The following is a 23109-nucleotide window of genomic DNA, read 5'->3' on the forward strand; positions in this document are numbered from 1 at the left end:
TCCAGCTAGCTTGCATCGTATTTACAACAATCCGCCAAGAACAGCGCCCTTCACAAAAAATCGCTCGATTCTCTTCTCCACAGCGGGATCGGGAATAAGAGGAGGCGCGTGATGCGGCTTGATCCGTGCATCGATGATCACGTTGTCGCAGCCCCAGTGCTTGTAGGAATAATAGCTGTTGACCCCGTATATATCGTGTGATGGATTGCTTCTCGTAAAGGTGGCCCAGAGGAAGTTTTTAAGATCTGCACTCAAAAACGAGCTGTCATCGCACAAAATGATCAACGGACACGTATCGATGCCCCCCTTTTCCCCAAGCGCGCTACTGAGCTGTTCCATTTCCGTCTGCTCGATTTTGTAGTCGGTAAAGGATGGCCCTTGCAAGGCGACTACTCCAGGCATCACCAGCTGTGCATTGCCATAACCCCGGATTTCCTTCAATGCCTCAGGAACCTCTGTACTCAGATCCCGCTTCTTGTCACCGCATGCTGCAAATACCACTTTGCTTCCAGTATTCAGCCCTGTACCCGAATAATCCAAGGTATCAATCGTCGTATTGGTCTGGAAGTGAATGTCCCGGTGCAGATCGATTCGCTCCAGAATATAGCTCAGAAATCCTACTTCATCATGCGTATCCAGCGGACGATCCTCCTCCGCCGCAATAAACAGGTATTTTGCCAGACTAAGCTGTCCGGTTCCCAGAATGCGATTGGCAATCGTGAGAATTTCGGAAGGCTGTTTGACCGGTTGGTATGGCGTATACCGTTCGCTGCCGATGGCAAACAGCAGCGGATGAACGCCAGCCGCGTCGACTGCATGCACTTCCTTCACGCCTGGGATCTCCTGCTTCACCGCATCGCCTGTCAATTCATGAATCAATTGACCGAAGGAAGTGTCCTCCTGAGGCGGACGGCCTACGACGGTAAACGGCCAGATGGCATTTGGCTTCGCATACACCTTATGGACCCGCATAACGGGAAATGGATGCGTCAGGCTGTAGTACCCCAGATGGTCGCCGAAAGGCCCTTCCGGTTTGGTCTCGTTCGGATAAATTTCTCCCGTAATTACGAAATCAGCGTCATTGCTGATGCAATAGCCGTCGATATAGCTGTATTGAAAACGTCGTCCCGCAAGCAAGCCGGCAAAGGTCAGCTCGCTCATGCCCTCTGGCAGAGGCATAACAGCCGATATGGTGTGGGAAGGCGGCCCCCCCACAAAGCAGCTAACCTTGAGCGGCTTGCCCAGTTTGTTTGCCTTGGCCTGGTGGATGCCAATGCCACGGTGAATCTGGTAATGCAATCCGACCTCTCGATTCACCTCGTACTCGTTTCCGGTCAATTGGACGCGATACATCCCCAGATTGGAATTCATGATCCCTGGCTTCTCTGGATCCTCACTGTAGATTTGCGGCAAGGTGACAAAAGCACCGCCGTCCATCGGCCAGCTTTGGATCAGCGGCAGATCTGTGATCTTGATCTCTTGAGCAGTGACGGGCTCGCTCGATGTTTTTTGCATTGGCAGGGCTTTCCATGCTGCTAGGCCACTGCCCACATGCTTGAATGGATTTTTTAAGGCTTTCATGGGATCGTTGCGAAGAGCGATGATGTTCTCCGCGGCTTGCCACGTATCGCGAAAGATGAAACGGCTGCGCTCGATCGTGCCGAAAAGATTCGATACTGCGCGGAATTTCGAGCCTTTTACATTTTCAAACAACAGCGCAGGCCCCTGCGCTTCATATACTTTCAAATGAATAGCCGCCATTTCAAGATACGGGTCTACTTCTTCTTTTATGCGAACTAAATGCCCATTTTTTTCCAAATCAATAATGCACTCTTCCAAATTGCTGTACATGATCAAGTGGCTCCAATCTCTAGAGTCTACATTCTGTCTTCCTATTCTACCAAGAATTTATTGACTTTCCCACTAAACCGCCTCCCCTTCGATTCTCAAAAACCAATTCAAATGGGTGGCAAAAATATAGTTCATTTTCGTTTCATTGCACGTATCCTTTTTTTCGTATCCGCATCCACCCGATGAGACTCCGTGATTTTTTGCAGGGTTTTGTTGTAGGTAAAATCATCGAGGGAGCATTGCTGCAGGTATGCCAGTGTGGCATGCGCGTCCTTGACATAGCAGACCGACAATGCCCACGCAACGGCCATTTTGACATAGTAACCTTCATGCTTGATCATATCCAGCTTCTCGAATACGCGCTGGATATAAACAGGGTCGACATAGAAGTTAAGGAGCATGACAACGCCAAAACGAAGCTCGTATTCTTTGTTTGATTGGAGATATGGCTGTAGAAAGTCCCACACGCGTTCCTGATTGGATTTTGTGAAGGTCAGTCCGACGCAAAAGCTGTCGCATACAGACCAGTTGTCGATCTTGGGCACAAAGTCAGATACGTAGAGAAGCTTTTCCTCCAGGTCACAACGGACACAGCCAATGACCATCCCCTGCAGCATGATTTCTTCAAAATAGTCGTTTTCCGCTTGCTTCAGGTATGTACGCCAGTCCCCTTTTGCGATGGTTTTTGCCATTTTGCGCAGCAAGGGCAATCGCACGCCCAGCACATTATCGATTGTCGGGAGCAACGAGGAGGCAAATCGCTGGTAGTTTTCCTCCGCCAATTCCAAGAGCTGCTCTTTTACCGTCTTGTCCACTTCATCATTCCTCTCTCGGTTTGACATCCTCACGCAAATGAGATTTCCCACAGGTAGATGGAAGCAATTGAGCCAAGTGGTGAATAGCGGTGACGGTACTTTTCAAATTGCTCCTTCGTAATCGAATCGAGACCGTACAGCTTCATCATCCCGCGTCGAATCGCGATATCTCCCCAGCTGACAACGTCTCTGCGCTCCAGGCAATTGATCAGCAGCATTTCTGCCGTCCATGTTCCCACGCCGTGCAATTGAGTCAGTTTTTGAATCACTTCCCGATCGGATAAATCCCTGACTTCTTCCAGCAGAAAAGCTCCTTCCGCAATGCTCGAAGAAATCGCATGAATGCAGTTCGCCTTTTTCATCGTCAACCCGCATGCTTGTATTTCATCTATTGTCTGCCTCGCCAGGTTGTGCGCCGAGATTTCGCCAAGACGATTCTGCATTCGTTCCCATACTGTCGCAGCTGCTTTTGCTGAAATGAGTTGACCGACGATGGCATGGATGAGTGCAGCGAACAAATCAGGGATGATCACACGCTCGATTTTTCCCAAGCGTGCCATGGCGGACCCAAGCTGGGGATCGGCTTTTGTGAGGTAATCCACCTCATCTTGGGTGAACTCAAAAAACTTGGTCCGAACAGGTCCCACTTTCACAAGCCTCCTGATCTCTTCATGTCTTTGCTGTTTCCACTATATCGCAAGTAAGAGGAATGACGAAGAGATTGTGCAATAAAACAGCAAGATATTGAATATGTTATGCCACCATTCTGCTCTTTCTGGCCGCACGCAAGGACAGAAGAAAACAAGCAAACAGCACCAGTGCTGCTGCTAAATACGGGTAATCAATATGAATATCGAAGAGCAGACCAGCTATGACAGGACCAGCGATGTTTCCCAAACTCGTAAAGGCGGAATTCAGGCCCGCGACATACCCTTGCTGGTCATGCGCCATTTTGGACATCTGCGTGCCAATCGCTGGTCGCAGAATATCGATCGACAAAAACAGGATGAAAGTAACCAGGGTGATAGCCCAGAATTGCTGTACGAAAAGGGTCAGCACGATGAATAAGCTGGCTATAATCAAACAGGTCGTGATGACTCGTTCTTCCCCAAAACGGTTCAGAATCCAGCCAAAGATCGTGACCTGCACGACTGCCCCTGAAATCGATCCAAACGTAATGATAAAAGCGATGTCTTTCGGTGTAAAACCAAACTTGTGGTCCACGAACAAGCCAAAAATCGTCTCATAGTTCGCCAGACCGAATGACATGACAAATACGATGATCAAACTCAAAAAATACGGCTCGCGATACGAAGACATCAGCTGCGTGAGCAGGTTTTGTTTGTTCTTTGGCACGGATTCAGCAGATGTTCTGGTTTTCGGCCGAGCGGATTCTGGCAGGATCAGCAAGGTGATTAGCGCTGCTACAGCTGCAGCCGCCGCCGCCGCGTAAAAAGGAACGCGAACCCCGTACTCCGCTAAAAATCCCCCGATCCCCGGGCCAATGATAAAACCGGTGGTTATCGCGGCGTTAATGAATCCCATCCCTCCGGCACGTTCTTCATCGGTGGTGACATCTGCGGTATAAGCCATGACAGCTGGCATGGTCAGTGCTGCACCAATCCCGCCGATCATTCGGGAAGCAAATAACAAAAAGGGACTGCTGGCGAAGCCAAACAACCATTCCGAAAATGCAAAGACGAGCATCCCGGCGATAATGATCTTTTTTCTTCCCCACGAGTCGGACAATTTTCCTGCCAATGGTGAAAAAAGAAGCTGTGTCAGGGAAAACGCCGCTACCAGCAGTCCCAAAATGCTCCCATTGATATGAAGGATGTTCATATAGGTGGGCATGATGGGGATGACCAGACCCACTCCTGTGAAAATCAGAAAAATATTGAGCATGAGGAGCAACATCGCTCCTCGATTTTTCAATAATAACGACATACATAACCTCCATTCCCTTATACGGGAGAGCTAACATCTTGCGAATTAACTAGACTTAGTCAGAATCTATAGCAATTCCAAAAAGAAAGGCCTGCACAGCTGACTGATAAAGCTTCCCTACATCCTCGGATGAGGCTGCTCGCGACATCTGACTCAGACCGACAAACATGCTTTCCAATCCAATAGCCAAGTGTTTGGCATTCACATGCTTGAATTCTCCCTGATCGATTCCGCGCTGAATAAATGTCTCGAAGAACTGGAAGTGGTTTTGATAGATAGCTTTGATCCGCTCTTCCACGTCATTTGATTTCTCTTCCATGTGAAAAAACTCTTCTGCTGCCCGGTTAAGAGGATGGTTCAGATCCTCAAGAGCTAATTGTTCAGCCATCCCGAAAAGCTTTTCTTTCATTGTTTGATACTGCCATTGTTTTTTCTCCCAATTCTCTTCCCACTCACGATCCCATTCATCAAACAGATAGAGAAATAGCCCTTCTTTACTTTTGAAATGATAATAAATATTCCCTTTGCTGCTTCCCGTAGCCGCTACGATATCCTCAATCGAGGTTGCTTTGTAGCCCTTTAAGGCAAAAAGGGAGCGAGCGGCTTCGGCAACCCGCTTCTTTGTTTGTTCGCTTTGCATTTGCTTTTTATTCAAGGTGACTCCACCTCCCGTTTCGATATAACGGATGACTCGCATGCATTTTATACTGAACGTTCATTCTGTATCATACCAAATCAGAAAGGAGCGAAGTAGAGTTTTTTTCGCCCAGCACAACACACATTATAAGCCATACGTGGGAGATCGACGCATGGCTTTCATAATGAGATATCTGATCCGAGAGCCTGATTACCTGCTATTTTGGATGCCACGCCAGCCGTACACATCGCATTGTCCATATGTATGATCGCCCACAGCAACCACCGTGCCGTCCGATGTAAGCCCGACGGTATGTCGATAACCCGCCGCTATTGTGTCGAATCTTTTGTCCGCAACGGTATTCAAGATCAAATCCCCCTTCATTCATCATTTTTCGTATTCCAGACACTAATTGAATGCTCTGGCAATGGAATTCATTGCTTCTCCTCTATTTAGAGAACACATGATGCAACGAAGCAAGGCTTCCATTCGTCCCATCTCTCAGTCGCTGCTTTTTGGCTTGAATACGGTCCTAATTTACCTATGATGGGTCGTGGCATCTCTGATTGTTTTTTCGGACCGAGAGCTTCTTGCGCTCAACCGTTTGTAAAAAATCGAAGAAGAGAACCGAACCTTTTTCTGATAGAGAGACAATATAGGGTGTAAGCAGCTTACTCAGGAGGGCCCTCTTCATGCAAGGTGAACATATGTACCAGCTACTCAAAAAAATGAAGGAAGGTGATCAACAAGCGTTTCATGAGATGTATGATGCCACCTTTCAGGACGTCTACCGCACAGTCTCCTTTCTGGTGGATCACCAACAGGATCGGGAAGATGTCATGAACGAGATCTATATGCAAATGTGGATCTCACTTGACAACTACGATACGAACCGTCCTTTCCACTTCTGGCTGCACGGCTTGGTAATCCGTCAAGTGCAGAGATTTCGGGTCAAGAACTGGAGGAGATTCCGAATTTTTGAACGCATCCTTGCCTTCTCTCGGGAAGAATCTTATTGGGATCAACCTACTGCGTTGATGGATGGAACGCATCAAATGATATCGCAGTCCATACGAAAGCTGACCGACAAACAGCGGGCAGTGATTATCCTCCGCTTTTTTCACGACTATACGCTTGAGGAAATTGCGACTATGCTCGAGATTCCGCTGGGTACAGTCAAGTCCAGATATCATGCTGGCCTCCAGGCGCTTCGAAAAGACTTAGGGACTCTCCTCCCAGAAAGGATGGAAACGATCAATGACTATCGAACGCAAAATCCGTGAACATCTACTCAACGAGGCAGAATCGATGGAGTGTCCTCCGGAAATTTCGAAACGAATCGAACAATCCTATACTCGCTATTTTCAACCAAAAAGGAGAGAAATGACGATGAAAAAAAGAGTAATTGGTGGAATTGTTGCTGCTGCGATTTTGATTCCAACCGCTGCATTTGCTGCCCCTCCCCTGCTTGAAATGCTTACTAGAACACCATTGACTGCTGAACAAGTCAAGGTAGATGAGGTTAGCAAAGCAACACTTGAGAAGCTGTATAGCGCATTTCCCGAAACAAAATCGTTTGAGATCATCGAGGCAAGCAACGTTCAAGGTGATGCAATCAACCCGAAAGACTCCACTGAGTTATCCAAAGTAAATGTGAACCAAACAAGCATCATCCTGCAGGAAAAAGGCGGAACCGGTAAAAAGATTACCCTTCATATAAATGGTGGTACAGGTGAGATTGAACACGTGGATCAAGAGAATTGGGAGCCTAAGGAGAAGCCGCTCATTACGTTAACCGATCAGGAAATCAAGGCGAAGGTAGATACTCTCATTGATAACATGTATGGTAACGTAAATGCATACGAGTTTGCTATGGAACAAATGGAGAACCCGAATCAAAAAGTATTGATGTTGAATTACATCATAAAAGGAGCAGATACCCCGTTCTACCAAGTATTTGTTCACGACAACGCCATTAATCTTACTCGGGTAGGAGGCGAGCCTGCACCTTCGCACATCAAAGTAGAAGGTTTGTTCACAAGGGATGGCAAGCCTGATTATACGTATGATTCCATTTTAAACGATGATAAACTGTTTGCTTTGCTACAAATCAGCCCGACAGAATTAAAAGAAGAACTGGCAAAAGGCCTCTCTGTTGCGGATATTGCAGCGTCTAAAAATATCACCAAACAACAAGTGCTCGAGGTGATTGCAAATACACAGGTTGAAATACAGCTGAAAGCTGAACAAAATGGAGTGGTTCCTAAAAGCAATCGCTCAAAAGAACAATTGTTAAAAGATATTGAACCAAAACTATTGCCAATCCTTGATCACAAAAATGAAACACCACAGAAGTAATCATAAGTCACGGCTGATGAGGTCAGATAAGTAATAAGCGGCCGGTATCCTTCGATGAGAGGATACCGGCCCTTTCTATTCAATGGGGGCATACCATGAGTTATAAGCAAAGCCTGTCATTTCCTAATATCCTGCTTTTCGGTCCACGACGCCTGTCAACGGCTCGCCTTTTCCATACCGTCTGAGGTTGGCAAGCAAGTACTGTCCCAGCCGCTCTTGGGTGCTGGGCCCTGACATATGCGGGGTTATGTACGCTTGCGGCAATGTCCAAAGCGGATTGTCCGCCGGAAGCGGCTCTTGCTCAAATACATCCAGAATGGCCGCCCTCAGATGCCCCGATCGCAATACATCGATTAGCTCTTCTTCGGCAATCAGCGAGCCTCGCCCGATATTGACCAAACAGGCGGAGGGCTTCATTGCCAGCAAAACATCGCGGTTGACTGCATGCCTGGTTTGTTCCGTCAACGGCAAGATCAGGACCAGAACATCCAAGTCTTTGACAAAATCATGCCATTCATTCGGACCGAAGTGGCGATCTACCAAATGCGCTTCCTTCCCGCTGTAGCTTAGGCCGTATACCTGCATATCAAAAGCACGCGCTTTTCGGATCACTTCTTTCCCTATGGAACCGAGACCGGCGATGCCGATGGTCTGCCCTTGCAAAAGCTGTGTTAAGAACGGCTGCCAGCTTCTCTCTTTTTGAGCTGCCTGGCTTCTCGCAATATCTTGATAGACATAGAGCAGCTGGGCAAATACATATTCAGACATCGGGCCGCCGAATTGATCCACGACACGCGTGATCACGATATCCTCGCGAATGGAGGTAGAGCGCATCAGGTCATCCACACCTGCTCCCAGGGACTGAACCCACTTGACGGAGCTTGCCTCAGGACGTTCGAGCAGATGCAGCGGAAACTTCCATTGCATTAGGATCTCTGTTTCGGGAAGGTTCGCCTCTGCCTCTTCCGACGTCGTTGCAGCATGGACGTTCGTAAATCCTTTCTCTTTTAGCATGTCTGCGTATGTACTGGCATCTGACGGTGTATAGATCAGGATTTTGGCTGCTTTGTTCATTTTGATTCCCCCACTCTTTTCAAACGCATTTGGTTATGAAAATCAATATTGCGCAAATTCAATCGTCTTGGCTGAGTATTCTCCAGCACAGAGCCATTTCGCATGTATTGCGTCGTGTCAGCTTCATTTTAGCCTATTTAATCAAATCTTCAATGTATGATTGGACACACGAGTTCAAATTGAACAAAAAGAGAGGATAAAATGCTCTGAAATGAACACTTTATCCTCGAATCAAAGAACTCTATATCCTATCTGACATAACCGGGGTCCTTCGCTTGCTGCTGAAAGGCAGGCATGACCTCCCGGGCGACGAGCTCCATCGATTTCATCACTTTCTCATGCGGCAGAGCGCCAAAGTTCATCAGCATCATCACATGATCCATCCCGATCTCCTGGTATCTGCGAATCATTTGGATCACATCCTCGGGAGAACCGATCAGGAGCTGTTCTCTCGCTTGCAGATCCTCGAAGGCCGCTCCTTTCCCATATTGCCGGGTTGCCAGATAGAGATTCAAATGCTCCCTCGCTGTCTCGATCGCTTCTTCACGCGTTTCCGCGACGTACGTATGCAAAGCCAGCGGGATATTGATCCTGCTCTCATCATGGCCGGCACCCCGATACGCAACCTTGAAATCCTGAATGATCCCTGCAAGTTCCTGAATCGAGTTGGCTGCCACATACGGAACACCCATGATGTTGTACCCCATCGCCCCTACATATTTGACCCCCTGAGGACGAAGCGCGCCAATCCAGAGCGGCACTTCTTTTTGCTTGGGCAAAAGCTTCAACTGAACATCCGAAAACTGATAAAACTCGCCTTGATGGCTAAACCCCTCTCCCTTCCACGCTTTTTCGATTACAGCCAATGCGTCATTAAAACGAAACGCTTTGTCTTTTCCATCTAGGTTGAACCCGGCGAACTCATGCGGCAAATATCCGCTACCGAGACCGAGATTCAGCCGGCCATTGCTGAACACGTCCGCCAACGCATAGTCCTCTGCGACGCGCAAGGGATTGTGAAAAGGCAGTGAGACGATGGATACGCCGAGACGTATCCGATTTGTGCGCTGCGCGGCTGCGGTGATCAGCATATGCGGCGAGGTCAAGATGCCGTACTCGCTGAAATGGTGCTCAGCGTACCAGACGGAGTCGTAGCCCAAGCGATCGGCAAGCTCTGTCTGCTCCAATACTTCATACAGCATCTCCTCGGCTGTGCGTGCATATCGGTCGGAATAGTTGTCAAAAACAGTGAATAATCCAAATTTCATAAGTCGTTCCTCCTAAGATCAGGTGTGGTTGTAGAAAATACAAACCAGCACACCAAAAAGACCTTTCGTCCTGTTTGGATGTGCTGGCGGAAATCCATTTTTTGAAGAAAAGGTTTGCTTTTCTCCCATGGATAACTCAGCATGTACTATTATTTCAATTCGCAATAGCGGTCATAGGCTTGCTGGATCGCATACTGAATCGCTCCTACGCCGGGTACCTTGATGGACTCTTTCAACCGCTTCCTCACCTCATCCAATCCATTTCGCAGACTAACTCCGCGAAGCAGATTCGCAAGGAATTGATTGGACAGCTCCATGACGAAGGTAAAGGAAATATCGTGGATCGTCTCTGTCTCCTTGTCGACAATCATCACACAGCCGATCATGCGGTACACCTCGTGCAAAGACGTATCCTTGGGAAACTCGGCAAATCCTGCTGTCATGACCAGGCTGTTGCTCCTACTCACTTCTCTCTCACCTCCTCACACTAGTGACTGCTCAGGTACGCGTCCCGAATGCGCGAATCCTGCAATAAGTGTTGCGGGAGCCCTTCCAGCTTGATTCGACCATTTTCCAGGACATAGGCATAGTCTGCGATTTGCAGCGCTGCTTTGGCGTTCTGCTCGACGAGGATGATCGTCATGTCGGACTGCTTTAGCTGATAGAGACGGTCGAAAATTTCCTCCACGATCAACGGCGCCAAGCCGAGAGAGGGTTCGTCAAGCAAGAGCACCCTGGGGTGTGCCATCAGCCCGCGAACGATAGCCAGCATCTGCTGCTCCCCTCCGCTCAGCGTGCCAGCCAGTTGCCTGCGCCTTTCCTTCAGCCTGGGGAATAGCTGGTACATCTGCTCCATCTCTTCCTCGATCCTGCGCTTCTCATTTGCAGGAATCAGCAGGGAGTCAAGCCGCGGATATGCTCCCAACCGAATGCTCTCTTCGACAGTCAGTTCGGCAAACATGCCCCTTCGCTCCGGCACAAGATTGATTCCCATCCGTGAGACGATTTCTGCCGGCAGCTTTTCCATCGCCTTGTTCTCGAAAAAAATCGTCCCTTGTTTGGGGCTGTACTGACCAGCGATTGTACCGAGCAGCGTTGATTTCCCGGCCCCGTTGGCACCGATAACTGCGACGAGAGAGCCCTTGTCGATCTGCAGATCAACGCCTTTGAGGGCGTGAATCGTGGAGCGATAGGTATGGATATCTTTCAATGTCAAGATCGGCTCGCGGTCCTCCCGCTTGCTTTCGGGAACTTCGTATTGCTTTTTGACGTCTCGTCCCAGATAGGCTTCGATGACACGTTCATTGCTGCGCACTTCGTCTGGTTTTCCCTCCGCTATTTTGCTGCCAAAATCAAGGACGATGATGTGGTCGGAAATCTCCATCACTGTCGACAGATCATGCTCGATGAGGAAGATGGTCAGGCCGTCCTTCTTCAGCTTTTGAATCAATGCTACCATCCCGTTGACTTCCTCGCGGCTCAAGCCAGACAGCGGTTCATCCAGCAAAAGTAGCTTGGGTCGAAGCGCCAAAGCACGCGCCACCTCGAGCAGACGCTGTTCCCCAAACGACAAATCATTGGCCAAAACCTGCGCCCGATCCGTCAAACCGACCAGCTCCAGCATGTCGAGCGCCAGCTTTCGCGCCCGTTCTTCGTCCGCTCTGATCCCGGGCAGGCGAAGCATCGAGGACAAGACGTTGGGCTTTCTCGTCTCCTTTGCTGCTACCATGACATTCTCCAGCACGCTCAGATTGGTGAAAATCTGCAGGTTTTGAAAGGTTCTTGCGATGCCCAGCTTGGCGATCTTATGCGGTTTGAGATGGTTGATCTTCTCACCGTTATACCGGACCTCTCCCGCATCTGGCGTGTACATCCCGGTTATGCAGTTAAACGTAGATGTTTTGCCTGCCCCATTCGGGCCAATCAGCGCTACGACCTTGCCTTTTTCCACTTGAAACGTATTGTTGTTAACTGCAATGACTCCGCCAAAGCTCTTGGTGACGTCTTGAAATTCCAATAATGCTTCCGTCATTTCGCATTCACCCGCATGTTCGACTTTCTTTTCTGAAACATTCCCATGATTCCATTCGGCAGATAGACCATGATGGCTACCAGCAGCACGCCGAAAAAGATCACCTCAATCGCTCCGCCAGAACTGGAATCCTGCAGAATCACCGGAACGTATTGCCGCAGTGCCTCTACCAGCAGCGTGACGACGACCACTCCAACCAAAGAGCCCCAGATCGAGACAAGTCCGCCCAAAACCGCCATGATGACGAATTTGATCGACATGTCAAAGTTAAAGACAGCTGGACTGATAAAACTCATGTAGCACGCATACAACCCGCCGCTTAGACCGGTGAAGAGAGCGCTGATCACAAATGCTTGAAGCCGATACCGTCCTGTATGGATCCCCATCGATTCCGATGCTGCCTGGCTGGCATGCATCGAACGCAGATTTCGGCCCCAGCCGGAATGGACGAGATTCCTGCACAAAAACAAGCACAGCAGGACGATTGCCCAGACGAAGTAATACCATGCCGTATCACCGGAGAGGGAGATCGAACCAAATGACAGCCCGGGTATCCCTGACAGGCCGGATGAACCTCCCGTCCACTCACTCTCCTCAATCAGGACAATATTCAGCACGATTCCGAAGCCAAGTGTAGCGAGGGAAAAATAATGCCCATTCAGATTCCGCGTGATCCAGCCCAGTCCGAAGGCAAGCAAGCCTGAAAGGAGCACCCCCAGAACAATTCCCAGCCACGGACTGATCCCGAATGAGACCGCCATGACGCCTGTAGCATAAGCCCCTACTCCCCAGAATGCGGCTTGAGCCAGAGAGACCAATCCGGCGAAGCCCATCAATAAGCTGACGCCGACCGTCGTGATGCAATAGATTCCGATAATCACTAGCACGCTGGTCAGGTACGAGTTGACCAAGAGGGGCAATGCGGCCGCGCCGATGACACCCAAGACTACCAATCCCCATCTTTTCATGCCGATTGCAGCAGGTTTGTGAACTTGCACGATTCTTTCCACGTAGCCACTCTCCCCTTACACCCGTTTTCCGCTTTTGGCTCCGACAATACCCTGCGGGCGGAAGACGAGAACCAGGAGCAAGATCAAGAACGCGATCGCATCCTTGTATCCGGATGAAATCAACCCTGCGCCCAACGATTCAGCCAGCCCGAGCAGCAATCCGCCGATCACCGCTCCAGGAATGTTGACTAGTCCGCCGATGGTCGCCGCGACAAAGCCTTTGAGCCCGATCATCATGCCCATGTCATAAGTAGCCAATGACACAGGCGCAATGGCCACTCCCACGATCCCTGCCAAAGCAGCTCCGAGGCCAAATGCCAGTAAGGCCATGCGATTCGGAGAAATTCCCACCAACCGGCTGACTTCGCGATTCATCATGCAGGCACGCAGTGCGGAACCCGTCATCGTCTTCTCAAAGAACAGATAGAGAAGGACCATGCTGACCAGCGTGATGCCGGCGATAAAAAAATCTTGCCGCGGGACGTAGGCTCCCAAGAAGTGGACAGGCTCGCCTGAGAGAAAAGCCGGCAATGTCAGCGGGTTGCTGCCGAAAGTGATCTGGGCAATTCCCCGCAGCGCAGTAGAGATTCCGATCGTAATGATGATCAACACCACTTCGCTGCTGAATCGCGCCGGGTGCAAAGCGATCTTTTGGACGATTGCCCCAACAACTGCAGCTACTAATATCGCAACGATGCAAGCCAACCAAAGCGGGCATCCCGCCGATACGAGCGATGCAGCGCTCATCGCCCCCACCATGACAAATTCACCTTGGGCGAAATTGATCACTCCATTGACGTTGTAGATGGTGACAAAACCGACAGAGATCAATGCGTAGAATCCGCCTACGGTTAGCCCCGATACGATTAATTGAATCAAGTCCGCTCCAGACATTCTCGATCCTCCTATTTCGCGATCACCCATTTGCCATTTTGAACCTGCAGGATGATGACATCCTCCGGTTTCAGACCTGTATGATCATTCGGGCTCATGTTGAAAATTCCAGTAGCACCTACTAAGCCTTGAATTTTTTCGAGATTGTCGCGGATGGATTGACGAGTGACATTTTCTGTGGACATCTCGATCGCTTTGGTCACGAGCAGTGCGGCGTCGTATGCCATCCCGTCGATTGGACTGACACCAGTTTGGAAGCTGCTCTCATAATCCTTGACGTATTTGGTCAACAACGCTTGCTGCGGATCGTTGCCATCTAGCTGATCGGCAACCCATACCTTCCCGGAAGCGATATAGGTTCCCTCTGCTGCCTCTTTTCCCGCCAGATCGATGAAGGCATTGGCACCGGCGCCTGCGCTGTAGATCAGCATCTGATCCATTTTCAACTCCCAAAAATTGCGGTTCACGATGGAAGCTGACGGCGGAATGGCCCACACGATGATGGCATCTGGATTTTTGGCTTTGATGTTGGTCAGCTGTGGTTTCATGTCCTTGTCACCCGCGCCGAATTTTTCAGCGGCGATGATCGCGATGCCCTCTTCCTTCGCGAGTGCTTCGAAGGCTTGTTTGCCGCTTTCCCCATACGCATTGTTCATAGACAGGAATGCGACCGACGTTTTTCCTTTTTGCTTCAAGAAAGACACGATGCTTTTCGCTATATCCCGGTTGTTGCTTGGTGTTTTAAAAATCCACTCCCGTTCATTCACCGGGCTTGTAATCCCGTCACCGGACCCGACGGATACGAGCGGTACTTGCTGCTGGGTAACGTACGGTACGATCGGCATGGTTGTAGGGGTTGTACCGCCCCCGATAATGGCCAGCACCTGATCCTGCTCTACCATTTTCTTCGCAACGATCAAAGCTTGTGTCTCACTGGATTCGTTGTCGTAGACGATCAGTTCGATCGGTACGCCGTTGATGCCGCCTTTTTCGTTGATCTCCTTTACGAGCATCTCGATTGCGTTCTTTTGCGGGACACCCCAGACGGATGAGCCCCCGGTCAACTCCAGATCCACCCCAATCTTATACGTTGCTCCTGCTGTTCCCCCCTCTGTCTTCACCGTCGAGCTGCTGCATCCCAATAAGCTGGCAACAAGAGCTAGACTGAGCCAAATTCCCAACCTTTTGCGAAGCTTCATACGAATCCCCCTTTGTTTTTGGCAATAAAAAAACCAGTAGTAATCGAAAGCGAATATGGAGCCCTGATTACGGTGCTCCTCCGCTTTTGATTTCTACTGGTGTTTTATCCACTTGCTAGGAACAGGTTTTCAGGCCAATTCTCCGTAGATAAGCCAGTGCTTTCGCTTTGTTTTTTCTCTTGCTGGTATTTTAGCAAGCTGTGGCAAAAATGTAAACGCTTATATTTGTAAAAGTATCTATTTTCAATTAATTTCGTGCATATCGCAGTATCGTTCGTAAGCAGCCCGCAGTGCTTGAATAATGGCTCTTTGCGGCGGCACCAGAAAACGCTCCTCGATGTCCTGCACAATCGCTTGGATTCCGTTTTCAACAGACTTTCCTCTGACCATGGACGAAATAAAATCATTGGTAACTCCCATTACGAAAGTAAAAGAAGCATCCACGATCGTCTTCGTGTCCCTATCGATCACCAGTACACAACCGACGACTTTCTGGATTTCATACAAGGTCGTCCCCTTCGGAAGTTGTGCAAATCCTGCGACCAACACGTTTTTTGTATTTGATCCCCAATTCATCGATCGATCCACCCTTACACAAGTAGTCTTTTGGACCTTAGGAAAGTCCTGGTTGAATTTGTATTATAAATTCTAATTCCTTTTTTTACAATTTGCTAGCTTGCCAGAAACGTTTTTCTCCACAAAAAAACCTCGACTTCGCCGCCTCTTGCGACTCCATCGAGGATTTCCTGTCTATCGTGTTAAGACCAGTGGGCACGTTCCCACAAATTCAGCTTTTGACCAATCCCTCTCGCCAAGGCTTCCCGATAGACAGCATGCCCCCAAGCGACATCATAGATCGGCATGCCCCCCGTAACGAACAGGATCCGCTCTGAATCATCCGTTCTGCCTTGTACGCTGCCCAATACGATGTCCCCGAGATTCAGGATATCCTGATGCTTCGCTCTGCCTTGGTCGATTAATTGCAGCAGCTGTCCGGTAGGGGTCCATTCCGTAATGCTAGCCATGCCTTTGGGGTGCTCCTTGGCATCATTCATCCATGACTGGTGCATTTTCCAGTTATCTGCCACGATTTTGCTTTCCAAATAGGTCGAATCATCCAGATCAGCCGTCCCTGTCAGCGTTACTAGACTTCCGGGCTTCAGCCAGTCTTTTTCAATTTTCACTTTCGTGTGACCAGAAGTAGCCACACTGATTATGTCAGCGGGAGCGACGGCCTCCTCCATACTGCTGACAGCAATTACATTCAGGTTGAGTTGTTCGCTCATCTCGTTTGCAAACGCCTCTGCTTTTTCCAAAAACAAGTCATAGACTCTTACTTCCTTTAGCTGCTTCTGCGTTTCGGCGATAGCTTTCAGACACGCTCTGCTGATCACTCCAGCCCCCAGAATGCCCGCCACCTCAGAACCGCTTCTCGCGAGGTATTTCGCCGCAACCCCTGGAACCGCGCCTGTTCGCATCGCGCTGATCAGATTGCCCGACATATAGGCAAGCGGCTGCCCTGTGTCCGGATCATTCAGCGTAACCATCAGGATGGATCGAGGAAAGCCCCGCTTCGTATTTTCTATATTGGAGCCGTACCACTTGTCTCCGCAGACGTGGAATTCTCCTCCTACATAGGCGATCATCGACATGAAGCGGCGATCAGGACCCGCTACCGGCATCTTCGGCGTGCGCTGTTCCTCCGGAAACCAGAGCATGATGCCATGCTCATTCTCCCGCGGACCTCCCATCAGATAGTCGCCTTTCCCCAGCAAGGCAAATGTCTTCTCGATGGTCTCCACGCATTTTTCCATATTCAATACCCCTGCCTGGATGACATCCGGTTCGGACAAGTACAAAAAATCGATCCGTGTATCAGACATGCTCAATCCCTCCCTGATTTATTTGATTTAGAAATTTTTCTCCGTTCCCAAACGTCCTGTTTGGCGATGGAAACGATTCATGTTGGTAACAACCAGCAGCGCAATACCGACCAGAATCGTGATGCTGGTAAACAGCCAGTGCTGACCATTGATGATCAACAGCGGTGACAGCGTAACGACAGCAATCTCTACCGGAGCCATCGGAATATAGGCGAGGGCAAAATCGTCCAGCGTCTTGCTTTTCAGATCCGGGTCGACGATGCGCAACAGTGCGATGGACATCGCAGTCGTTCCTGTCGCCCATCCCCAGGAAAAGATGCAGCGCTCAAACCAGTATTCCTTGAAATAACGGGGGCCCAATACTTTGAAGAAGAAAAAGCAGTACAAAAGTCCGAAAATGAACAGCAAGGCCAATGGAGCCGCATATTTCACGACAATGGGCAGCTTGATGGAAGCGACGCCAAAAGCCACCAGGATATCAGTAGCACTTCCACTGATGCGATTCACCATTTTCTTGTCGACATAACGGTCCGATTTAGTCCACTCCATGATCTTCATGCAGAGCAAGGCGACGAGAAAGGCACAGCAAAATGCAGGAATGCTCAGCTGGGGGAACCATTGCGAACCCAACGTGCTCAAGTAATATCCAGCTGCTGCTGTCAGCCCTACCAAGGTAACATGAAACGCGAGCGGGTCTATGGAGATCGAGGAAACCGTTCCTTCCCCGACAGATTGGCGATTTTCCTCCGGGACAAGTCCCGTTTTCAGCTCCTTGGGAAGCTGCGCAAAGTCGGTAATGAATCCCGTATGCCCGTTTCTCGTTCCCCATTTAATAAGAATCAGTCCGCCAACAATAGCGCTTACAATTCCGACCGTAGCGGATGTCATGGCGAGCGAAGCCGCTTCATCCCAACCAAGACCGTCAAAAGCCTGCCCGATCGCTGCAGCAGTACCGTGTCCCCCTGCAAAGCCGCTTGCCAGCATCAAGCCAAATCCGGTGTGCAAATCGCCCCAGATCAAATTGAGTATCAAGAGGCCAAACAGCATGCCGCCGCCCCACTGCATGAGCATGAGCGCTTGGGAATACCCCCACATTTTCCCTACCCGTCTGGTGACGGATCTGAAGGGCACCTTTTCAGAACTGAACGGCAAGGATGCAAATACGAAGGCGATCAGAATGCTTGGATAGGTTCCGATCAAACTGGAAAACGGCAAGAGTTCAAGGCCGTTCGGACCGAAAATGAGACCGAGTATTCCGGCAATGAGACCGGCAGGCAGGAATAGCTCCTGTACCACCTTTACTTTTGCCCTTAGAATCACCCCTATCAAGAACAAAATCGACATAACACCTAAGTCCGTAACGATTGTCCAAGGCGAAAAATTCATACTGAGCCTCCTTATCTCCCTAGATGGATCAGACCTCTCTACGCGTATTTTCGGGCCCCCCTCCTTTCTGGCAGATTTGTATGTGCAAATCGCATGCCAAAAGATTAAGGGCATCATAAAGCGGACTTTTCTCGTATTCATTTCTCAAAATAAGAAAAATGATCATTTTGATAAGCGATGATTCTCAATTTGATAATGGCGAATTTTACGGTACAACGTCGGCAAGCTGATCCCGAGCTGTCGGGCGATCCGCTTTTTGTCGGTGGTGGAGGTGCCCCACTCGGCAAGCAGATGTGTAATTTGCCTTTTTTCATATTCCTGTTTGCTCAGGATGCTTTGTTCCAGTGGAAAGGGGTGGTCGGGGGTTTCGAGGTGTTCGACGATGGTGTGATTCTGCAAGTTATTTTTTATCGCGGAAGGGAGCTGTGACAGGCGTAGAATGGTTTCGTCCGGATGAGACAGATTGATCGCATATTCGATACTGTTTTCCAGTTCGCGGATATTGCCGGGCCAATGGTAGGCTTCCATCGCCAGGCGCGCTTCTTCGGACAAGGCTTGGATATTGCGCTCCAGCAAAACGGAATACCGTCTGATAAAATGCTGCGCCAACGGTACAATATCCATTTTTCGTTCGCGAAGAGGCGGAATCTGGATGGGGATCACATGCAGCCGATAATAAAGATCTTGGCGAAACGTCCCTTCTGCAACCATTTGCTCCAGGTTGTTGTTCGTGGCGGCAATCACTCTGACATCGATCGGAATCGCTTCCGTTCCGCCTACTTTGTCAATTTCCTTGGTCTGCAAAACCCGCAACAGCTTGACCTGCAGATAAAGCGGCATCGTTCCGATTTCGTCTAGAAAGATCGTTCCCTTGTTCGCAAGTTCAAATTTTCCCGGCTTTCCTTTGGCATGTGCCCCTGTAAAGGCCCCCTTTTCATAGCCAAACAGCTCGCTCTCAATCAATGCCTCCGGGATCGCCCCGCAATTGATCGCAATAAACGGATGCTTGGAACGCGGGCTTTCTTCATGGATCGCCCGGGCGAACATTTCCTTGCCGGTTCCGCTCTCACCCGTGATCAGCACCGTAGAGTTGCTCTGTGCGATGCGGGAAGCGATTGTCTTGATATGTTGCATGTGCGGCGTCTCACAAATAATCTCCTGGAAGGTAATCTGTCGATTCGGTGTCGCGAAGTCAAACGCAAGCTGCTTCATGTTCTCATAATCGACTATCGAGACCACGGCACCAGTGACTGCATCATCGGCTGTCACCGGCTTGATGTCTGCAATGTAGCGGTATCCCTTCCCGTTGACCTTGGCCGCCAGCTCATAGCTTTTGAACTCCTTGGCATTCAATGTCTCAGCCAGCGGAAAATCCGGGAAAACTGACGTCACCAGCATGCCTTCCATCGCGGCCGCCTGTTCCGAGCCTCGAAGCATTTGTTCCGCTAGCGAGTTTGCCTGTCGGATTCTTCCCTCCTGATCAATGGAGAGCACGCCGTTGGAGATCGTGTTGATCAAGGTCAACAGAGCGCTGTTCACGCGTATTTGCTCTTCGTAAAGCTCTTGTTCGGCAATTTTGGAGGTCATCAATTCCGCCATCCTGTTTAGAAACTCGATGAGACCCGTCTGGTTTTGCTGGAGCACCTGCATCCGTTTCTGATCGTAGGCGACGACGTTAATCGTGCCGATCGTCCGGTTTTTGTAGAGAATGGGCACGATGATGCCCCCTGTATACGTGCATTTGCCATATCCTTGGCAGGCCAAGCAAAAATCTTCTTGCCCGGGCTGATGAATGACGATAGGTTCCGTATTTTGTAAAACATGCCGGGTGACCGTCCCGTAAGCCATCGCTGCCCCTATCTTCTTTTTGGCAGAACCAGTAGCCGCGATCCGTTTCACCTCCGCGTCGATGATTTCCACATCCATTTGAAAAGCTGCTTTTATGGCTTCCGCAACCTCTTGTGCAACCGAGACTATCTTCCGCAGATCGCTCATCGTTCCCCTCCGATTTTTCAGATTATTCAAACTCAATCATACCAAAAATGGAGGGACTGTCGGTGTTGCACGGCGTCTCTTTGTGCATTGAAAAAAGACCCTTTGAAAGGGTCTTATCGGCATGTCTTACTTTAGCTATGTTTAGCCTGGAATTGTACCATAAACTGGCTGAGTGCTTTGCAAGCCTCATAAGGAACTGCGTTGTAGGCAGATGCCCGGCAACCTCCGACAGAACGGTGTCCGTTGAGCCCGACAAAGCCTTCTTTTTTCGCTTCTGCGAGGAATTGCTTCTCCAGCGCTTCATCTTTGACACGGAACGTGATATTCATCAGAGAGCGGCTTTCCGGTTCTGCGTGACCATAGTAGAACCCGTTGCTTGCATCGATCGCATCATAGATCAGCTTCGCTTTTTCTTCATTGCGCTTGGTCAGCTCAGCCAAACCGCCTGTCTCCTGTACCCAGTTCAGCACTTCTCCCAGCAAGTAGATGCCGAAGGTCGGAGGCGTGTTGTACAGGGAGTTGTTTTTGGCGTAGATGCCGTATTGGAGCATCGTCGGAATGTTGGTGTTGGCCTTTTCCAACAAGTCTTTGCGCAGTATCACCACGGTGACACCGGATGGACCGAGGTTTTTCTGTGCCCCAGCGTAGATCATCGCAAACTGGTTCACATCAATCGGTTTGCTGAGAATATCGCTGGACATGTCTGCGATCAGTGGAACGCTGCCTGTATCCGGGAACTCTCTCCATTGCGTACCAAAAATCGTGTTGTTGGATGTCAAATGAACGTAAGCATCGGATTCCTGGAACTTGATGTCTTCCAGTTTGGGAATGTAGCGGTAGTTGCTGTCTTTGGAGCTTGCAGCATGATACGGCTCCCCAAAGAGTTTCGCCTCGCCAAAAGCCTTCTCCGACCAAGCTCCTGTCATGATATAAGCAGCCGTTTTGCCCGGTTGCAAGAAATTCATCGGCACCATGGAGAACTGCATGCTGCCTCCGCCTTGCACGAACAAAACCTCATAGTCATCAGAGATGGACAGCAAATCTTTCAATCGTGCGATCGCCTGATTGTGAACCTCTTCATACACGTCGCCGCGATGGCTTAATTCCATGACAGACATGCCGGTTCCCCGGAAGTCCAAAAGCTCTTGTTGCGCTTTCTCCAGCACGGCCAAAGGCAGCGCAGAAGGTCCAGCATTGAAATTGTAGGCACGGTTTCCCTGATTCACCGCTCTCACTCCTCAAATATCTCTTTTTACGATCAATGAAAAATGCATGTACTCCAGCACCTTTCTATTGTACCTAGAAATCCGGATATTTGCAGTAGAAGAAAGTGAAAAAATGAAAATCTTTTGCCAAAAAAGGAACGAGAGCGATTTTTTTACCGCTCCCGTTCGTATTATCGCTAAATTCCTGTTCAGGCATACTGCTCCGCAACCAGATCAAGAATTCCGATCTTCTCCAGCAAATGCGTGGGGGCAAGAAACGTAACCGTCACCACGCCTGGATGCCGACCAATTTGGATCGAGCCTGTAATCGTCGCCCGGTTCAAGACTTCGGGGACCGTCAGCCCAAGCACCTGTGCAGCACGAGACAATCCATTCTCGGTCGCTTCGTTCAAATTGGCACCCGTCCCGATAAAAGAAACGGGCAGCGAATCTTCGATGGCATCCAGCTTCCAGCCTTTCGCGTACTCCAGGACTTTGGCTTTTTCCTCGGGAGCAAACGGTTTCGCCAGATAAGGCAAATCCTCCTCTACGGGCAACAGAATCGGGCCATCCAGCTTCAGGCCGTGAATGACGTGCACCTGCAAGGTCACAATGCCTGCCACGTCTGTAGTGTGTCCCGCAATCTCTCCATCTCCCTGCATGGCGTGCATGTCTCCGAGATAGACTCCGCCTCCCGGTACCTTCACCGGACAGATCAAGATGGCATCCTGTCTGACGCGGTTAATATCCATATGTCCATCCGTCTTGTGGGTCGTCAATTCCTCTTTGGTCAATGCGTATTCATGCGGAGCATCGATCAAGAAGGACCCAAAATCCCCGGCATTATGCGAATCGGGCATCGCTTTGGAAGGGGTGGTGCCCAACTGGCCCAGGAACGGACGGACACGGGCTACGACTCCTACCAGATCATGAGGAGCAAAAGCAACGATTGGATTTTGTATCGATGCTTCTGGGGTATTCATATAATAACGGCCGTTTTCTGCAATTTTTTCTGCCGCTTCTTTGGGCAATGTCACGCCAAATTCTTTCTTGTCGTTAAAAGCGATGGTATAGCCATTGGAAAACGTGAATGGTGTCGTGTCTGCTCCGCATTCAGAGCAGCGTATCGATTCTGGTCCGATGCCGTCGATTCTGGTCTCGGGGTAAAGCTTCCCGCAGCCCGGACATTTTGCAGCGACGAAAGGATCTCCCAAGAACCTGCCTTCCATGGTTCGCTCATTTCCAGAGGCGGTCACCATAGAAGTCACTTCGATGGATTTGATCCGAATCGCAATCGCATCCCCGACATTGGCACCTTCCACGTAGACTGGCTGCGTTACTTCATGGCCGCCACGCAGCGCTGGCGTAATCATCGGGCCCCAGCACCCTGGTGCCGTATTGGCGACGATGTACCCGCCATCACGGACGGGACCTAGCATGGGCTGGGCTGGATCAAGAATGCCATTGATAAAGCTGTTCACATATACCGTTTGCTGGGCAACTGTCTTTTTCATAGCCATCGCTCCTTAATTACGGTGAAATGCTTACAGCTCTA

20 protein-coding genes and 2 pseudogenes are annotated in these 23109 nt (G+C 49.8%); 2 read left to right on the forward strand and 20 right to left on the reverse strand.

From position 1 onward, the window contains the following. Positions 1 to 21 precede the first annotated feature (21 nt). From T458_RS30270 to T458_RS57740, 6 genes and pseudogenes are all read right to left on the reverse strand, one after another. A complete protein-coding gene (locus T458_RS30270) occupies positions 22 to 1851 on the reverse strand; it encodes a UbiD family decarboxylase (RefSeq protein ID WP_023554221.1) in 1830 nt (609 codons plus the stop codon). Positions 1852 to 1982: 131 nt separating this feature from the next. Then, positions 1983 to 2666: a DNA alkylation repair protein gene (locus T458_RS30275; protein ID WP_023554222.1), complete on the reverse strand. Its 684-nt coding sequence runs from the start codon at positions 2664 to 2666 to the stop codon at positions 1983 to 1985. Positions 2667 to 2695: 29 nt separating this feature from the next. Beyond that, positions 2696 to 3313, reverse strand: a complete 618-nt coding sequence (locus tag T458_RS30280) for a DNA-3-methyladenine glycosylase family protein (RefSeq protein WP_023554223.1) — start codon at positions 3311 to 3313, stop codon at positions 2696 to 2698. A 106-nt stretch (positions 3314 to 3419) separates the two neighbouring features. Then, entirely contained in the window at positions 3420 to 4613 is a 1194-nt protein-coding gene (locus T458_RS30285; RefSeq protein ID WP_023554224.1) for an MFS transporter, read from the reverse strand. Positions 4614 to 4668: 55 nt separating this feature from the next. Then, positions 4669 to 5268: a TetR/AcrR family transcriptional regulator gene (locus T458_RS30290; protein WP_023554225.1), complete on the reverse strand. Its 600-nt coding sequence runs from the start codon at positions 5266 to 5268 to the stop codon at positions 4669 to 4671. Between the two features lie 192 nt (positions 5269 to 5460). Continuing rightward, a pseudogene (locus T458_RS57740) lies at positions 5461 to 5583 on the reverse strand (RCC1-like domain-containing protein); the annotation flags it as partial. Positions 5584 to 5942: 359 nt separating this feature from the next. On the opposite strand from T458_RS57740, the gene T458_RS30295 reads away from it, so the two are divergent. Then, on the forward strand, positions 5943 to 6533 hold the full coding sequence (locus T458_RS30295; protein WP_023554226.1) for a sigma-70 family RNA polymerase sigma factor: 591 nt from the start codon (positions 5943 to 5945) through the stop codon (positions 6531 to 6533). Next, a complete protein-coding gene (locus tag T458_RS30300; protein ID WP_023554227.1) occupies positions 6508 to 7608 on the forward strand; it encodes a hypothetical protein in 1101 nt (366 codons plus the stop codon). The genes T458_RS30295 and T458_RS30300 overlap by 26 nt, the downstream gene beginning before the upstream one ends. Before the next feature lie 123 nt (positions 7609 to 7731). Here T458_RS30300 and T458_RS30305 read toward each other — a convergent pair whose 3' ends face one another. From T458_RS30305 to T458_RS30365, 14 genes and pseudogenes are all read right to left on the reverse strand, one after another. Further along, entirely contained in the window at positions 7732 to 8682 is a 951-nt protein-coding gene (locus T458_RS30305) for a D-2-hydroxyacid dehydrogenase (protein ID WP_023554228.1), read from the reverse strand. A 248-nt stretch (positions 8683 to 8930) separates the two neighbouring features. Continuing rightward, entirely contained in the window at positions 8931 to 9950 is a 1020-nt protein-coding gene (locus tag T458_RS30310) for an LLM class flavin-dependent oxidoreductase (protein ID WP_023554229.1), read from the reverse strand. A gap of 149 nt (positions 9951 to 10099) precedes the next feature. After that, entirely contained in the window at positions 10100 to 10417 is a 318-nt protein-coding gene (locus T458_RS30315; RefSeq protein WP_023554230.1) for a DUF3870 domain-containing protein, read from the reverse strand. A 20-nt stretch (positions 10418 to 10437) separates the two neighbouring features. After that, positions 10438 to 11169, reverse strand: a complete 732-nt coding sequence (locus T458_RS57455) for an ABC transporter ATP-binding protein (RefSeq protein ID WP_252989809.1) — start codon at positions 11167 to 11169, stop codon at positions 10438 to 10440. Between the two features lie 57 nt (positions 11170 to 11226). Further along, positions 11227 to 11982 (reverse strand): annotated as a pseudogene (locus T458_RS57500) (ABC transporter ATP-binding protein); the annotation flags it as partial. Continuing rightward, a complete protein-coding gene (locus T458_RS30325) occupies positions 11979 to 12992 on the reverse strand; it encodes a branched-chain amino acid ABC transporter permease (RefSeq protein ID WP_023554232.1) in 1014 nt (337 codons plus the stop codon). The pseudogene T458_RS57500 and the gene T458_RS30325, both read right to left, overlap by 4 nt. A gap of 15 nt (positions 12993 to 13007) precedes the next feature. Then, complete coding sequence (locus tag T458_RS30330; protein WP_023554233.1) at positions 13008 to 13886, reverse strand: branched-chain amino acid ABC transporter permease; 879 nt, start codon at positions 13884 to 13886, stop codon at positions 13008 to 13010. A gap of 11 nt (positions 13887 to 13897) precedes the next feature. Then, a complete protein-coding gene (locus T458_RS30335; protein WP_023554234.1) occupies positions 13898 to 15085 on the reverse strand; it encodes an ABC transporter substrate-binding protein in 1188 nt (395 codons plus the stop codon). Between the two features lie 243 nt (positions 15086 to 15328). Continuing rightward, positions 15329 to 15661, reverse strand: coding sequence for a DUF3870 domain-containing protein (locus T458_RS30340; RefSeq protein ID WP_023554235.1), 333 nt, complete (start codon positions 15659 to 15661; stop codon positions 15329 to 15331). Between the two features lie 182 nt (positions 15662 to 15843). After that, complete coding sequence (locus T458_RS30345; RefSeq protein ID WP_023554236.1) at positions 15844 to 16968, reverse strand: tyramine oxidase subunit B; 1125 nt, start codon at positions 16966 to 16968, stop codon at positions 15844 to 15846. Positions 16969 to 16995: 27 nt separating this feature from the next. Beyond that, the gene (locus T458_RS30350; RefSeq protein ID WP_023554237.1) at positions 16996 to 18354 is read right to left on the reverse strand and encodes a sodium/glutamate symporter; all 1359 of its coding nucleotides are present in this window, start codon (positions 18352 to 18354) and stop codon (positions 16996 to 16998) included. A gap of 162 nt (positions 18355 to 18516) precedes the next feature. Beyond that, a complete protein-coding gene (locus T458_RS30355) occupies positions 18517 to 20349 on the reverse strand; it encodes a sigma 54-interacting transcriptional regulator (RefSeq protein ID WP_023554238.1) in 1833 nt (610 codons plus the stop codon). A gap of 131 nt (positions 20350 to 20480) precedes the next feature. After that, the gene (gene serC / locus T458_RS30360; protein ID WP_023554239.1) at positions 20481 to 21575 is read right to left on the reverse strand and encodes a 3-phosphoserine/phosphohydroxythreonine transaminase; all 1095 of its coding nucleotides are present in this window, start codon (positions 21573 to 21575) and stop codon (positions 20481 to 20483) included. A gap of 188 nt (positions 21576 to 21763) precedes the next feature. After that, a complete protein-coding gene (locus T458_RS30365) occupies positions 21764 to 23068 on the reverse strand; it encodes an acetamidase/formamidase family protein (protein WP_023554241.1) in 1305 nt (434 codons plus the stop codon). Positions 23069 to 23109: the final 41 nt, after the last annotated feature.

Origin of the sequence: Brevibacillus panacihumi W25 (assembly GCF_000503775.1) — a bacterium.
GTDB lineage: Bacteria > Bacillota > Bacilli > Brevibacillales > Brevibacillaceae > Brevibacillus > Brevibacillus panacihumi_A.

Excerpts from the sequence above, each read along its gene's own strand:
- T458_RS30270 (WP_023554221.1), bottom strand. The coding sequence starts at position 1,851 with ATGTACAGCAATTTGGAAGAGTGCATTATTGATTTGGAAAAAAATGGG.
- T458_RS30285 (WP_023554224.1), bottom strand. The coding sequence starts at position 4,613 with ATGTCGTTATTATTGAAAAATCGAGGAGCGATGTTGCTCCTCATGCTC.
- T458_RS30295 (WP_023554226.1), top strand. The coding sequence starts at position 5,943 with ATGCAAGGTGAACATATGTACCAGCTACTCAAAAAAATGAAGGAAGGT.
- T458_RS30300 (WP_023554227.1), top strand. The coding sequence starts at position 6,508 with ATGACTATCGAACGCAAAATCCGTGAACATCTACTCAACGAGGCAGAA.
- T458_RS30305 (WP_023554228.1), bottom strand. The coding sequence starts at position 8,682 with ATGAACAAAGCAGCCAAAATCCTGATCTATACACCGTCAGATGCCAGT.
- T458_RS30310 (WP_023554229.1), bottom strand. The coding sequence starts at position 9,950 with ATGAAATTTGGATTATTCACTGTTTTTGACAACTATTCCGACCGATAT.
- T458_RS30330 (WP_023554233.1), bottom strand. The coding sequence starts at position 13,886 with ATGTCTGGAGCGGACTTGATTCAATTAATCGTATCGGGGCTAACCGTA.
- T458_RS30335 (WP_023554234.1), bottom strand. The coding sequence starts at position 15,085 with ATGAAGCTTCGCAAAAGGTTGGGAATTTGGCTCAGTCTAGCTCTTGTT.
- T458_RS30340 (WP_023554235.1), bottom strand. The coding sequence starts at position 15,661 with ATGAATTGGGGATCAAATACAAAAAACGTGTTGGTCGCAGGATTTGCA.
- T458_RS30345 (WP_023554236.1), bottom strand. The coding sequence starts at position 16,968 with ATGTCTGATACACGGATCGATTTTTTGTACTTGTCCGAACCGGATGTC.
- T458_RS30350 (WP_023554237.1), bottom strand. The coding sequence starts at position 18,354 with ATGAATTTTTCGCCTTGGACAATCGTTACGGACTTAGGTGTTATGTCG.
- T458_RS30355 (WP_023554238.1), bottom strand. The coding sequence starts at position 20,349 with ATGAGCGATCTGCGGAAGATAGTCTCGGTTGCACAAGAGGTTGCGGAA.
- T458_RS30365 (WP_023554241.1), bottom strand. The coding sequence starts at position 23,068 with ATGAAAAAGACAGTTGCCCAGCAAACGGTATATGTGAACAGCTTTATC.